The 14114-nt window shown below is 69.7% G+C and carries 11 protein-coding genes; 1 reads left to right on the top strand and 10 read right to left on the bottom strand.

The genetic code is table 11. The features are described from left to right. Positions 1-282: 282 nt before the first annotated feature. Complete coding sequence (locus tag ACZ66S_RS15020) at positions 283-1311, bottom strand: DUF8189 domain-containing protein (RefSeq protein ID WP_469902397.1); 1029 nt, start codon at positions 1309-1311, stop codon at positions 283-285. A gap of 70 nt (positions 1312-1381) precedes the next feature. Here ACZ66S_RS15020 and ACZ66S_RS15015 point away from each other — a divergent pair, with 70 nt between their 5' ends. Continuing rightward, positions 1382-1750, top strand: coding sequence for an NTP pyrophosphohydrolase (locus tag ACZ66S_RS15015; protein WP_469901942.1), 369 nt, complete (start codon positions 1382-1384; stop codon positions 1748-1750). 155 nt (positions 1751-1905) lie between these two features. Here ACZ66S_RS15015 and ACZ66S_RS15010 read toward each other — a convergent pair whose 3' ends face one another. From ACZ66S_RS15010 to ACZ66S_RS14970, 9 genes are all read right to left on the bottom strand, one after another. Continuing rightward, positions 1906-3336: an ArnT family glycosyltransferase gene (locus ACZ66S_RS15010; RefSeq protein ID WP_469901941.1), complete on the bottom strand. Its 1431-nt coding sequence runs from the start codon at positions 3334-3336 to the stop codon at positions 1906-1908. A gap of 72 nt (positions 3337-3408) precedes the next feature. After that, the gene (locus tag ACZ66S_RS15005) at positions 3409-4908 is read right to left on the bottom strand and encodes an amino acid permease (RefSeq protein ID WP_469901940.1); all 1500 of its coding nucleotides are present in this window, start codon (positions 4906-4908) and stop codon (positions 3409-3411) included. A 225-nt stretch (positions 4909-5133) separates the two neighbouring features. After that, entirely contained in the window at positions 5134-7053 is a 1920-nt protein-coding gene (gene dxs / locus ACZ66S_RS15000; RefSeq protein WP_469901939.1) for a 1-deoxy-D-xylulose-5-phosphate synthase, read from the bottom strand. Between the two features lie 135 nt (positions 7054-7188). Next, positions 7189-8511 (bottom strand): sugar ABC transporter permease, encoded by a 1323-nt coding sequence (locus tag ACZ66S_RS14995; RefSeq protein WP_469901938.1) that lies wholly within the window; start codon positions 8509-8511, stop codon positions 7189-7191. Further along, complete coding sequence (locus ACZ66S_RS14990; protein WP_469901937.1) at positions 8508-9299, bottom strand: ATP-binding cassette domain-containing protein; 792 nt, start codon at positions 9297-9299, stop codon at positions 8508-8510. Before ACZ66S_RS14990 ends, ACZ66S_RS14995 begins: the two co-directional genes overlap by 4 nt. A 292-nt stretch (positions 9300-9591) precedes the next feature. After that, positions 9592-10683, bottom strand: a complete 1092-nt coding sequence (locus ACZ66S_RS14985) for a sugar ABC transporter substrate-binding protein (protein WP_469902396.1) — start codon at positions 10681-10683, stop codon at positions 9592-9594. Positions 10684-10816: 133 nt separating this feature from the next. Further along, positions 10817-12016 (bottom strand): ROK family transcriptional regulator, encoded by a 1200-nt coding sequence (locus ACZ66S_RS14980; protein WP_469901936.1) that lies wholly within the window; start codon positions 12014-12016, stop codon positions 10817-10819. A gap of 183 nt (positions 12017-12199) precedes the next feature. After that, entirely contained in the window at positions 12200-13123 is a 924-nt protein-coding gene (locus ACZ66S_RS14975) for a carbohydrate ABC transporter permease (protein WP_469901935.1), read from the bottom strand. 17 nt (positions 13124-13140) lie between these two features. Then, positions 13141-14076, bottom strand: coding sequence for a carbohydrate ABC transporter permease (locus ACZ66S_RS14970; protein WP_469901934.1), 936 nt, complete (start codon positions 14074-14076; stop codon positions 13141-13143). Positions 14077-14114: the final 38 nt, after the last annotated feature.

The following is a 14114-nucleotide window of genomic DNA, read 5'->3' as shown; positions in this document are numbered from 1 at the left end:
GCGTCCCGCGTACGACCGCGAGGAGGGCCCCCGCTTCGGCGGGGGCCCTCCGTCGTTCCCCTTGGACCGTACGGGGGCTGCGGGCGCTCAGACCTCCTGCACCGTACGGGGCTGCCGGGCGGTCAGACCTGCCGCCAGGCCGCCAGGGCCAGACCCGGCTCGGCCTTCTGCCGGGCGATCCGCAGGTCACCGTCGGGGACCCCGTGGCCACGACCAAGGGCCTCCGCCTCGGCCGGGGGCCCTACGTCGTTCCCCCGGGGGCCCTACGGGGGCGCCGGGCGGTCAGACCTGCCGCCAGGCCGCCAGGGCCAGGCCCGGCTCGGCCTTCTGCCGGGCGATGCGCAGGTCACCGTCGGGGGTCACCGTGGCCGCGACGATCCGGCCGTCCGCGTCCTCGGCCAGGGCCACGGCCGTGCCCGCCGGCACCTGCGGACCGGACTCCGTCCACCACAGGCCCGCCGACTCCTGCTCGGTCGGACACGCGGCGAAGGCGACCCGGCCCGAGGCCGAACGCTGGGCGAGCAGCGTGCAGTCGTAGCCCTCCAGGGTGCAGCGCAGCAGCGCCGCCGGGCCGGGTCCGGCCGCCGCGAGCAGCGGGGTGGGTTCCAGGTCCGGACGCCAGGCGTGCAGCATGCCCTCGGGGTCCGCGAAGAACAGGGTGGTGTGGTCCTTGGAGGTGGGCAGCGCGCTGAGCGTGCCCGGCTCCACGCGCACCGCCAGCGGGTCCGCCGCGACGGGAGGCGCCCCGGCCTCCCCCGGGACCCAGCGCAGGATGCCCGCCGGGCCGGTGCCGTACAGCTCGACGCGGCCCGACTCCCCGGTCACCGCGGTAAGTTGCTCGTGCACGTCGGTCCCGCCGAGGTCGGCCCAGGCGTTCCAGCCGCCGCGCTCCTTCTGGACGAGAGCGCGCACGCTGTCCCCGCGGTCGCGGACGAAGACATGGGCGCGGCCCTCCGCGTCGACGGCCACGGCGGGTGTGCCGGTGCGCGGGCCGGCCTTGTCGGGGTGGCCGACCGGGTTCCAGTCGAGGGCGGCGAGGTGGACGCGGAAGTGCGTGGAGTGGACGAGGCCCGCCTCCTGGGCCTTGGTGGGCCGCCAGGAGACGAGGTGCGCGTAGCCGTCGGGACCGTGTCCCACGGCGAGTCCGGGATGCAGACGCTGGTCGCCGCCGACCTTGCGCCAGGGCAGCCAGGTGTCGCCGCCCGGGCGGCGTTCCGCCCTGCACCACACCGCGTCGTCACGGGTGGCGTAGACGCCGAGTCGGCCGTCGCGGGCGCGGATGAGCCAGTCGCCGTTCACTGTACGGACCATTGACACGGGACCACTCTAATCCGGCGGTCGGCAACGGCCTCGGGTGGGCCGGGCGTGCGAGGCTGGGGGCATGAGTGACGTGCTGCTGGTCGTCGTGGATGCCGCGAATGTCGTCGGGTCGGTGCCGGACGGATGGTGGCGGGACCGGCGAGGGGCGGCGGAGCGGTTGCGGGACCGGCTGGCGGCGGACGGGGTGCCGGGGCGGGACGGGGACGTGGAGATCGTGCTGGTGGTGGAGGGGGCGGCCCGCGGGGTGTCCTCCGTGCCCGGGGTGCGGGTGGAGTCGGCGCCGGGGAGCGGGGACGACCACATGGTGGAGCTGGTCGCGGGGGCGGCGGGTGAGCGGCCGGTGCTGGTGGTCACGGCGGACCGTGAACTCCGGCGCAGGGTGGGTGAGTTGGGGGCGGAGGTGGCGGGCCCGCGGACGGTACATCCATGAGACGCGGGTGAGTGACCGCGGTTTCGTCGTGGCTGGTCACGCAGTTCCCCGAGCCCCCGGGTGGGTACGGCCGGGCATGGGTTGACCGCACCCACTCAGGGGCGCGGTGAACTGCGCGACCAGCCCCCACCGGCCCGCACCCGACGACGCACCCCCTACCCCCGCCGCACGTACAGCACCGCCCCGTCCACCGCCCCCACCTCCTCGTACCCCGCCGCGAGCAACCGCCGGAGGCCCCGCACCCGTTCCGGCGCGTACGGCTTGCCCCGGGAGTCGTCGACCACCAGGACCGCCGCTCCCGCCTCCCGCCGGAACACGGTCCACGTGCCCCGCACGGCGTACCTCTCCCCCACCCGGCCGCCGTCCCGGCCGCCGCTGTAGTTCGTGAGGAGACCCGCCGTCAGATAGCGGGTGGCCGGGGCGCGGTCGGCCAGCCAGTACGTCTCCGGGTGCATGCCCCAGATCAGCACCGGGTCGCCCGGTTCCGTGCGCGACGACACCGCCTGGGCGACGCGGCGGGCGTGGTCGAGCTCCGGACGGGGGGCCAGCACGCCCCACGTCATGAACAGCACGCACATACAGGCCGACGTGAACACCGCGGTGGCCGTGCGGTCGTACGGCACCGCGCGCAGCGCCGCCGTGGCCAGGAGCGCGGCCGGCGGGAGGAGCGGGAGGTAGTAGTGGCCGAAGAAGTGGAGGCCGAGCAGCATTCCTGCCCCGGACGCGAGCAGCCACAGCCACAGGTCCGTCGTCGGTGCGCGCCGGCCCCGTACCACAGGCACGATCAGGCCGGCGCAGGCCACCGCCACGATCCCGGTGTTGACCAGACCCCTTGCCAGGACGTGGAGTTCGGAGCCGGTCAGGGTCGCGTACGCGCCCGAGCCGGTCACCGTCCAGAACACGAAGCCCGCCGGGTCCGTGGCCAGCGCCGCGCCCAGCACCGGAAGCACCGCCCCCGCGGCCGGCCGCAGCACACCTTCGCGCCGGGCGCCCGAGGTGACGTACAGCCACAGCACCGGCAGCAGGACGGCTCCGCCCGTCTGCTTGGTGAGGAAGGCGCAGGCGACCGCCGTGCCCGCCGCGCCCCAGCGCCGCCGGTCCGCGCACCACATCGCCGCGGCCGTGCAGGGCAGCAGGAACACCTCGAAGGTGGCGGCCTGCGCGTCCTCGGGGTTCAGCCCCACGGAGACCAGCAGGTACAGGACACCGGCGGTACGGCCGGACGTGTCGCCCCAGCGGCGGCGGGCCAGCGAGGCCAGCAGGGCGGCGGTGAGGAACTGGGCGAGGACCGCGAGGACCCGCACCCCGGTCAGCGTGCCGGAGCCCGTGACCGCGAACGCGGCCTCGTAGAGCCACGGCACCAACGGCGGCTTGCGGTCGACGACCGTGTCGTAGAGCTGTCCGCCGTGCGCCAGCAGCCGTGCCTGGACGGCGAGATAGCCCTCGTCCGGGTTCCACAGGGGGCGGGTGAAGGACGGGATCCTCGTGACGCAGGCCAGGGCCGCGAGCGGGGGCAGCAGCCGGCTCCAGTACGCCCCGCGCGATCCGGGTACGGAGGGTGACGGGAGCAGGAGCTCTGCGGGCATGGGCGCACGCTATCCGGCCCCGTATCCCCTGCTGAGCAGGACATACGAGGCCGGGCAGGCGGAACGTATGTGTTACTCGGTGTGGCCGGCCGGCGTCTCCGTGCGTCGGGCGAGACGGCTGTGGGTGCGGCCGTAGAGGAAGTACACGGCGAAGCCGAGGACCATCCAGATCGCGAACCGCAGCCAGGTCTCGGCCGGGAGGTTGAGCATCAGCCAGAGGGAGGCCGCCACCGACAGGATCGGGATGACCGGCACCCACGGGGTGCGGAAGGCCCGGGGCAGGTCGGGGCGGGACTTGCGGAGGATGACCACGCCGATGGCGACGACCACGAAGGCGAACAGGGTGCCGATGTTGACCAGTTCGGCGAGTTCGCTCAGGGGCGTGAAGCCGGCGACGATCGCGATGATCACGCCGAGCAGGATCGTCGGGCGGTGCGGGGTCCGGAACTTCGGGTGGACGTGGGAGAAGAACGTGGGCAGCAGTCCGTCGCGGCTCATCGCGAAGAAGACCCGGGTCTGGCCCAGCAGCAGGATCATGCAGACCGTCGTGAGGCCGACCGCGGCGCCGAAGCTGATGAAGCCCGCGAACCAGGGGTGGCCGGTGGCCTTGAAGGCGTCCGCGAGCGGGGCCGTGATGGACAGGTCCGTGTACTTCTGCATGCCGGTCACGACGATCGACACGGCCACGTAGAGGGTCGTGCAGATGAGGAGGGAGCCGAGGATGCCGCGGGGCATGTCGCGCTGCGGGTTCCTGGTCTCCTCGGCGGCCGTGGCGACGACGTCGAAGCCGATGAAGGCGAAGAAGACGATGGAGGCGGCGGTGAAGATGCCCATCACGCCGAAGTTGGAGGGCGCCCAGCCGAACATGAGCTGGATCAGCGGCGACTGGAGACTGTCACCGGCCGGCACGTCCTGCGCCTTCGGGACGAACGGGTCGTAGTTGTCGCCCTTGACGAAGAAGGCACCGGCGATGATCACGGTCAGGACGACCGTCACCTTGATGGCCACGACGATCGAGGTCACGCGCGCGGAGAGCTTGGTGCCGAGCACGAGGATGCCGGTGAGCACCAGGACGAGCGCGGCGGCGAGGATGTCGAAGCCGAAGCCGTCGGCCCCGTCGCGGCTGCCGAGCGCGGCCGGCAGGTGCCAGCCCGCGTTGTCCAGCAGCGAGGCGATGTAGCCGGACCAGCCGACCGACACCACCGCCGTGCCCAGCGCGAACTCCAGGACCAGGTCCCAGCCGATGATCCAGGCGGGCAGTTCCCCGAGGGAGGCGTACGAGAAGGTGTACGCCGAGCCGGCCACCGGGACGGTGGAGGCGAACTCGGCGTAGCAGAGCGCGGCGAGCGCGCAGACGACGCCGGCCACGACGAAGGCCAGGGCGACCGCCGGGCCGGCGTTGTTCTTGGCGACGGTGCCGGTCAGGACGAAGATGCCGGTGCCGATGATGACACCGACGCCGAAGACGGTCAGGTCCAGCGCGGACAAGGACTTCTTGAGCGCGTGCTCTGGCTCCTCGGTATCGAGGATGGACTGCTCGACCTTCTTCGTCCGGAAGAGGGTGCTGCTCACGGGTACCTCCCACGCTGTGTCGTCCTCGACATGATCGAGAGGGGGCGTAGGTCGTATGCCCCGGCATGGCGGGATTCACGCGAACGGGCCGGTCACACCACTGTCAAGAGTGGTGCGACCGGCCCGTTCGGCCCTGTCGGCGGGCCCAGGGCCTGTCCGGCGGATCATGCCGGCGTCGCCGATCGGCACTGTTTCTTGCAGCCGGCCTGATCCGCCGGACAGGCCCTAGTCGCGGGCGGCCTCGGCCTCGGCCGGGGCGCTGTCGTACCGGCCGTCCAGCTTGGAGACCAGCCCCGTGACCTGGCGGGCGATGTCCGGCGCGGTCAGGCCGATCTCCGCCATGATCTCGGCGCGGGAGGCGTGGTCGAGGAAGCGCGGCGGGATGCCGAAGTCGCGCAGCGGGACGTCCACGCCCGCGTCGCGCAGGGCCTGCGCGATCGCCGAACCGACACCGCCGACGCGGCTGTTGTCCTCGACGGTGACGACCACGCGGTGCCGCTCCGCGAGCGGGGCCATGGCCTCGTCGACGGGCTTGACCCAGCGCGGGTCGACGACGGTGGTGGAGATGCCCTGCTTGTCGAGCAGCGCGGCGATCTCCAGGCACATCGGGGCGAGGGCGCCGACGGAGACGAGGAGCACGTCGGGCCGGTCCGTGCCGGGCTCGCGCAGGACGTCCATGCCGCCGACGGTGCCCACCGCGGGCACGGCGGGGCCCACGACGCCCTTGGAGTAGCGCAGCACGGTCGGCGCGTCGTCGACCTGGACGGCCTCGCGGAGCTGGGCGCGGAGCTGCTCGGCGTCGCGCGGGGCGGCGAGCCGGAGCGTCGGGACGACCTGCAGCATCGACATGTCCCACATGCCGTTGTGCGAGGCGCCGTCGTCGCCGGTGACGCCGGCCCGGTCGAGCACGAAGGTCACCCCGCACTTGTGCAGGGCGACGTCCATGAGGACCTGGTCGAAGGCGCGGTTGAGGAAGGTGGCGTAGACCGCGAAGACGGGGTGCAGTCCGCCGGTGGCGAGGCCCGCCGCGGACACGGCCGCGTGCTGCTCGGCGATGCCGACGTCGTAGATGCGGTCCGGGAAGGTGTCCGCGAACTTCTTCAGGCCGACCGGCTGGAGCATGGCCGCGGTGATGGCGACGATGTCCTCGCGCTCCCGGCCGAGCTTGACCATCTCGTCGCCGAAGACCGAGGTCCAGCTCGCGGCGGCGGCCTTGATGGGCAGGCCGGTGTCGGGGTGGATGGGGCCGATGCCGTGGAAGCGGTCGGCCTCGTCCTGCTCGGCGGGTTCGTAGCCGCGGCCCTTCTCGGTGAGGCAGTGCACGATCACCGGGCCGTTGAACCGCTTGGCGCGGGCCAGCGCCGACTCCAGCGCCTCGAGGTCGTGGCCGTCGATGGGGCCGACGTACTTCAGTCCGAGGTCCTCGAACATGCCCTGGGGCGCGATGAAGTCCTTGAGGCCCTTCTTGGCGCCGTGCAGGGTCTCGTAGAGCGGGCGGCCGACGACCGGGGTGCGCTCCAGGAGGTCCTTGCCGCGGGCCAGGAAGCGCTCGTAGCCGTCGGTGGTGCGCAGGGTCGCGAGGTGGTTCGCGAGGCCGCCGATGGTCGGCGCGTAGGAGCGCTCGTTGTCGTTGACGACGATGACGAGCGGCCGGTCCTTGGCGTCGGCGATGTTGTTCAGCGCCTCCCAGGCCATACCGCCGGTCAGGGCGCCGTCACCGATGACGGCGACGACGTGGTCCTCGCGTTTGAGTACCTGGTTGGCCTTGGCGAGGCCGTCGGCCCAGCCGAGCACCGTGGAGGCGTGGCTGTTCTCGATCACGTCGTGCTCGGACTCGGCGCGCGAGGGGTAGCCGGACAGGCCGCCCTTGGAGCGCAGCTTCGAGAAGTCGTGGCGGCCGGTGAGCAGCTTGTGCACGTACGCCTGGTGGCCGGTGTCGAAGAGCACCCGGTCCCTGGGCGAGTCGAAGACGCGGTGCAGGGCGATGGTCAGCTCGACCACACCGAGGTTGGGGCCGAGGTGGCCGCCGGTCTTGGAGACCGCGCCGACGAGGAAACTCCGGATCTCCTCCGCCAGCCCGCCCAGCTCCTCAAGGCTGAGCCGGTCCAGATCACGCGGTCCCCTGATACGGGTCAGCAGCGGCACCCCGTGCCTCCTTGCATTAGAGCTGATCGAGCTTTGCCGGGCGTGTCGAGTCTAATGTTCGCCGAGAACAATCTTGCCCGGCACCTCGCGGGTGCCGGGCAAGACGATCGACCTGGAGGGCGCTGCCCTGCGGTGTTATCCGCGACCAGCGGCCTTCTGAGACTTTCGGGACACCGAGTCGATGACGACCGCGCCGAGCAGAACACCACCGGTGATCATGTACTGGATCGACTGGTTCATGTTCAGCAGGTCCAGACCGGTCTGGATCGACTGGATGACCAGCATGCCCAGCAGCGCGGACCACACCGAACCGCGGCCACCGAACAGCGAGGTACCACCGATGACGGCCGCCGCGATGGCGAGCATCAGGGTGTTGCCGCCACCGGCGCTCAGCGTGGCGCTGGCGGTCTGACCGGCGAAGAACATACCGCCGATCGCCGCGAACCCACCGGAGATGGCGAACACGGTGATGCGGATCATCGGCACGTTGATACCGGCACGACGGGCCGCCTCGATGCCGCCGCCGACCGCGAAGACCTTGCGGCCGTAGGTCGTGCGACGCAGCACGAAGTCCACGATCACCAGGGCGGCCAGGAAGATCACCAGGGCGTTGGAGACACCGGCGGCGTCGTTCAGCACGGCCGCCGTGACGAAGGACGCCACCGCGAGCGCTCCGACGCGCATCAGGATCTCGCTGGTCGGCCGGAAGGGCACGCCCGCGGCCTTGCGGCGGCGCTGCTCACCGAAGTTGCCGACGAGGGTCAGGACGACACCGAGCGCGGCCAGCAGGTACGCGCCGATGATGGCCTGGTCCATGAAGAACGAGTTCTGGCCGAGCAGGTGGACCGGGCCCGAGTCGGACGGGATGTTGATGGTGCCGCTGGAGCCCAGCAGCCACAGCATCAGACCGTTCCAGCCGAGGAAGCCGGCCAGGGTGACGACGAACGCCGGAACACCGATCCTGGCGAAGAACCAGCCGTGCAGCGCGCCGACGGCGATACCGGTGAGGACGGCCAGGATCAGCGACAGCCACGGGTTCATGCCGTGTTCGACCACGAACACCGCGAACAGGGTCGACGCCAGACCGCTGACCGAACCGACCGACAGGTCGATCTCGCCGAGCAGCAGGACGAACACCAGGCCGATGGCGAGCATGCCGGTGGCCGACAGGTAGTAGCTGATGTTGGAGAGGTTGTCGGCGCTCAGGAAGCGGTCGTTCTGGAGCTGGAAGATCGTCCAGATGACGATCAGTCCGACGACGACCGGCAGCGAGCCCAGCTCACCGCCCTTGACCTTGCGCGTGAACTCGGTCCAGTAGCCCTTGAAGCCCTCTTCGCGGACCAGCAGCCGGGGGTCGACGACGGAGATCGACGCGGCGGTGGGGTCGTCGGCGGGGGCGACGGTGGTCTGCTGCCCCTTCGCCGCGTCCGCCTTGGAAACCTTGCTTGTGTCGCTCACTTCGCGGCCTCCGTGCTGCGACGCCCCGCACGACGGGTCACGGCGTTGTCCGTGGCACCGGTGATGGCGGAGATGATCTCTTCCTGACTGGTGTCCTTCACCGGGAAGGAGCCGTTGTTCCTGCCCAGACGCAGCACGGCGACCGTGTCGGCGACCGCCTTCACGTCGGCCATGTTGTGGCTGATGAGGATGACGCCGAGGTTGCGCTCGCGCAGTCGCTCGACGAGGTCGAGGACCTGTGCGGTCTGCTCGACACCGAGGGCGGCGGTGGGCTCGTCCAGGATCACGACCTTGGGGTCGCCGATCAGGGCGCGCGCGATGGCGACGACCTGGCGCTGACCGCCGGACAGACTCGCGATCGGGATGCGCACACTCGGGATGCGGATGGAGAGCGTGCTCAGCAGCTCGCGGGCCTTCTGCTCCATCGTGACCTCGTCGATGATGCCGCGGTGCAGCAGCTCGCGTCCGAGGTAGAGGTTGCCGACCACGTCGAGGTTGTCGCACAGGGCGAGGTCCTGGTAGACCGTCGCGACGCCGAGTCCCTGGGCGTCGTGCGGCTTGTTGATGCTGACCGGGTTGCCGTCCCACTCGATGACGCCCTCATCGATGGGGTGAACACCGGCGATCGTCTTGACCAGCGTGGACTTTCCGGCGCCGTTGTCGCCGACCAGGGCGACCACTTCTCCGGCGTGGACCTCCAGTTCGACATCGGTGAGGGCCTGCACCGCACCGAATCGCTTGGAGACTCCGCGCAACGCCAGCACGGGCGTAGCGGACACGTGAACCATCTCCTTCGCCGCCTGACCGGCGGGGATGCCGCGCTTGGGGTAAGGCGCGGAGGGGTTGTGCTCGGGACACTCAGGCTCGTAGCACTCGACTGACGAGTTGTGTCGTGAGCACGGATTTACTAGTCGAACATGCGCGCGGCCGATGCCTCTTGGCAACGGCTGCGTCCGCCATGATTCCGTCCGGCGCCCGCCCCGCAGCGGGGTATGAAGGCGGTGCGGGCGCCGGACAGGCTCTGTGCCTGCCTGCCGGGGCGGATCCGTCGAAGGACGCGCCCCGGTGGCTCAGCGGGACCTACTGGAGGCCGGCCTTCTTGCACGCGGCGGCGTAGTCCGCGGTGCAGATGTCGGCGACGGTGTAGAGACCGTCCTTGACGACCGTGTCCTTGATGTTCTTGACGGTGACCGAGACCGGGGTCAGCAGCTTCGCCTGGACCTTGTCACCGGAACCGCTGGTGACCTCGGTCTCGGCGAGGGACTTGATGTCCTTGCCCTGGAGCAGGTTGACCGCGAGCTCGGCGGCGTTGTCGGCCTCGCCCTTGTAGGGCTTGTAGACGGTGGCCGACTGGGTGCCGGCGACGATCCGCTGGATGGCGGCGAGCTCGGCGTCCTGACCGGTCAGCGGGATGCTGCTGATGCCGGCGCCCTTGAGGGTGTTGGCGATACCACCGGCCATGCCGTCGTTGGCGGCGTAGACGCCCGCGATGTTCTTGGCACCGAGCTGCGTGATGGCCGCGGACATCTTCTGCGCGGCGACGGTGTCCTTCCACAGGCCGGACTGCTCGTAGGCGATCTTGACCTTGCCGTCGAGGACCTTGTGCGCGCCCTCCTTGAACTGGGCGGCGTTCGGGTCGGCGTCGTCACCGTTGATCATGACGACGTTCGCCTTGGGGGTCGCCTTGGAGCCGAGGGCGTCGAGCAGGGCCTGACCCTGGAGCTCGCCGACCTTGACGTTGTCGAAGGAGACGTACGCGGAGACCGGGCCCTGGGCCAGACGGTCGTACGCGACGACCTTGACGCCCTTGCTCACCGCGGAGGCGATGGAGGACTTGATGGCGGCGGAGTCCTGGGCGGAGACGACGATGACCTTGACGCCCTTGGTCACCATGCTGCTCATCTGCTGGGCCTGCTTGGCCGGGTCGGCCGCGGCGTTGGCGTAGGAGACGGTGCAGTCGCTGCACAGCTCCTTGACCTTGGCCTCGAAGTACGGCTTGTCGAACTTCTCGTACCGCGCGGTGACGTTGTCGGGCAGGAGCAGGCCGATGGACTTGCCGCCGGCACCGGAGCTGCTGCTGTCACTGCCGTTGTCGTCGTCGCCGGCCTTGCCACAGGCGGCGACCGAGACGGCGAGCGCCGAAATCGCTACGGACACGGCGGCACGACGCATGAGCGTGTTCACTTGAGAAACCTCCCTGACGAGGCCGCGTCGTTGCGGCCGAGGTGGCTGGAAGTCAACTCGGCCGCACGTGCGACGTCAAGAAGTAAATACTTAACGAGATGGCAACGACGTCGTGCGTTCTCTAAGTGAACGCAGGCGCCGCAGCGTGCAGCGTGCCGTCCAAAAGGGTCGAATCACCCATCTCGCTGAGGGCGAGGGCGAGTGCTCCGAGCACCTCCGCGCGACCTCCAAGTGCCCCTGGAAGCACGGACAGTTGACGTGCCGCGCTGGGGATCGCGTAGCGGCCGACGGACTCCCGGATCGGTCCGAGCACCAGCTCACCGGCCTCGGCGAGATCACCGCCCAGGACGACTCGGCTCGGGTTCAGCAAGTTGCAGAGATTGGCGACTCCACTGCCGATGTGTCGGCCGACGTCGGCGATCACCCGACGGCAGCCAGGGTCTCCGTCCCGTGCGAGTCGAACGACGCCTTCCATGGTGAGATCGGTGCCGTGACTGGACTGGAGCAGCGGGAGCACATAGCGCGCGGCCGCAAACGTCTCCAGGCAGCCGCGGTTGCCGCAACGGCAGACGGGGCCGGACTCATCAAGAGTAATATGCCCGATTTCTCCCGCCGTGCCACCCGGGCCCCGATAGATCTTCCCGCTGATCACCAGGCCGGCCCCGACACCGCTCGCGACCTTGATGTACGCCAGGTCGCGCACCCCCCGGCCACTGCCCCAGACCAGCTCGCCCAGGGCGCCGAGGTTGGCGTCGTTGTCCACGTGAACGGGCACGCCGAGGCGTTCCTGGAGCTCCTCGGCGGGCTTGGTACCGATCCAGCCCGGCAGGATGGCGGAGGAGCCCAGGGAGCCCGACTCCAGGTCGATGGGCCCGGGCACGCCGAGGCCCACCCCGGCGATCTTCGTGCGGTCCACGCCGGTCGCCTCGATCAGCCGGGTGACGAGCTGCTCCGCCCGGTCGAAGCCCTGACTGGAGGAGGCGTCCACGTCCAGCGGCTCGGACTCCTCGGCGAGCACCTGGTGCGCGAGGTTCCCGACCGCGACGCGCAAATGGGTGTGCCCGAAGTCCACCCCTATGACGATGCCCGCGTCCCCGCTCAGGGAGACCGCGCGGGCCCGCCGGCCACCCGCCGACGTGGGCGTGACCTCGACGGTTCCGCCGTCCTTGAGTTCACGGACGATGTTGGAGACGGTCGCGGCGGACAGTCCCGTGGTCCGTGCGATCTCCGCCTGCGTGAGCGACCCGGCCAGCCGTACGGCCCGCACGACCCGCTCCAGGTTGGCTCGGTGCAGCGACGACTGCGACCCCGGAGTCTCCACGACGACCTCCTGCGCGCGGGACCGCATCGATGAGGCCCCGTCTATGTCCAACTAGTGAACTCTAAGCTGAGCCGTTCGGGTCGCCTCCCGTCAAGAGGTTGAACAGTATCCGGGGTGTAGGGCACACGTGAGCGCACCGTCACCGAAGCCGGGGACGGTGCGCTCACGTGCGCTCGCGGAGCGCTACTTCAAGGTCGCCGACGTCAGGCCCGCCTGCACCTGGCGCTGGAAGGACAGGTACACCACCAGCATCGGGACCATGGCGATGGTGACCCCGGCGAACAGCACCGGAAGGTCCGAGGCGTACCCCATCTGCTGCTGGAGCTGGATCAGTCCCTGGGTGAGCACATAGCGCTCCGGATCGTCACCGCTCTGCGGCTGCATCAGCACCGTGGGCAGGATGAACTGGTTCCACTGGCCGAGGGTGTTGAAGATGCCGACACTGATCAGTCCCGGCTTCGCCATCGGCAGCATCACCTGGAAGAACGTCCGGGTGTGCGAGGCGCCGTCGAGAACCGCGGCCTCGAACACGGCCGTGGGCAGCGTCCGGAAGAACGCGTGCATGAAGAAGACCGTGAACGGCATCGAGTACGCGACGTACACCAGGATCAGCCCCTGGTAGGTGTTCAGCATGTCCAGCCGCTTCACCATGAAGAACAGCGGGACCAGGGCCAGGAACACCGGGAACATCGCGCCCGCGACGAAGAAGAAGTACAGGAACCTGTTGCCCCAGAACTCGTAGCGGGCCAGGACGTAGGCGGCCATGGAACCGAGCAGCATCGTCAGCGGCACCGAGAAGACCAGCACGATGACGGTGTTCAGGAAGTAGTCGCCGATGCCCTTGTCCCAGGCCCGCCCGAAGACGTCCAGGGACCAGTTCTGCGGCCAGCCGAAGGCCGAGCCGCCGATCTGGGCGTCGGTCTTGAAGGAGCTGAGCACCAGCCACAGCAGTGGCAGCACGATCAGCAGGGCCCACAGCGCGAGGAAGCCGTGCGAGAAGGCGTTCAGGACCACGCCCTCGTTTCGCTCGCCGCCGGGGCGGGCCGGGGCGGTGCCCTGGGTCCGCTGGGCCGGGACGGCGGCGGTTTCCTTGATGGGTGCGCTCATCGTCGTATCTCTCCCGCTCAGAACTCGACGCGGTCGCGGCGGGTGGCACGCAGCATGACCACGGACAGGACCAGGGTGAGCAGCAGCATGACGACGCCCATCGCGCAGGCGTATCCGCTCTTGCCGAAGTACTGGAAGTTGCGCATCATCACCGTCGACATCACATCGCTGTGATGGTCGGGGCCACCGCCGTAGGCGCCCATGTTCTGGGTCATCGACGACACCAGCACGAACATGTCCATCGCGACAATGCCCAGATAGACCCAGGCGGTCTGCACGGTGTCCCACAGCAGCGGCAGGGTGATGCGGAAGAAGGACTGGTTGCGGCCCGCGCCGTCGATGAGCGCGGCCTCGTAGATGTCCTTCGGAATGGACTGCATCGCGGCCGAGAAGAGCACCAGATAGAAGCCGACCCCGTGCCAGACCACGGCGATGACCAGCATCCACAGCACCAGGTTGGGCTCGTTGAGCCATTCCATGGGATTCTCGGCGTCGACCAGGCCGAGTTTGATCAGGAATCCGTTCAGCAGGCCGCCGCCGTCACTGCGGTACACCGCGTTGAACAGCACCGCGACGATCGCCAGCGACAGCACCTGCGGAAAGAAGTAGACGACTTTGTAGATCTGCGATCCGGCGACTCCCCGCACCCCGCCGGCCTTGCTGCGCCCACCCGCGTTCAGCATGAACGCGAAGAACAGGGCGAGCAGAATCGTGATCACCGGGATGAAGATCAGGAACAGGATGTTGTGCCAGATGGCCTGCATGAAGACGTCGTCCTGGAACAGCGCCTTGTAGTTGTCCAGGCCGATGAACTTGAACGTCTGCGACTGCCCCTTCCAGTCGGTCAGCGAATAGCCGATCGTCTGGATGTACGGCCAGATCACGAAGATCAGGTAGAGCGCCACGGGAGCGAAGAGAAATCCCGCGACGAACCTGTACTGCCCTTTGCGCATTGGCGATTCCTGCCCCTGGTGTCCCTTCCCGGGCCGGA

The sequence above is a fragment of the Streptomyces sp. NPDC107471 genome (assembly GCF_055582845.1).
Note: the sequence above shows the minus strand (reverse complement) of the source record. Positions and strands in the feature narration are given on the sequence as shown.

Excerpts from the sequence above, each read along its gene's own strand:
- ACZ66S_RS15020 (WP_469902397.1), bottom strand. The coding sequence starts at position 1,311 with ATGGTCCGTACAGTGAACGGCGACTGGCTCATCCGCGCCCGCGACGGC.
- ACZ66S_RS15015 (WP_469901942.1), top strand. The coding sequence starts at position 1,382 with ATGAGTGACGTGCTGCTGGTCGTCGTGGATGCCGCGAATGTCGTCGGG.
- ACZ66S_RS15010 (WP_469901941.1), bottom strand. The coding sequence starts at position 3,336 with ATGCCCGCAGAGCTCCTGCTCCCGTCACCCTCCGTACCCGGATCGCGC.
- ACZ66S_RS14990 (WP_469901937.1), bottom strand. The coding sequence starts at position 9,299 with ATGGTTCACGTGTCCGCTACGCCCGTGCTGGCGTTGCGCGGAGTCTCC.
- ACZ66S_RS14985 (WP_469902396.1), bottom strand. The coding sequence starts at position 10,683 with ATGCGTCGTGCCGCCGTGTCCGTAGCGATTTCGGCGCTCGCCGTCTCG.
- ACZ66S_RS14975 (WP_469901935.1), bottom strand. The coding sequence starts at position 13,123 with ATGAGCGCACCCATCAAGGAAACCGCCGCCGTCCCGGCCCAGCGGACC.
- ACZ66S_RS14970 (WP_469901934.1), bottom strand. The coding sequence starts at position 14,076 with ATGCGCAAAGGGCAGTACAGGTTCGTCGCGGGATTTCTCTTCGCTCCC.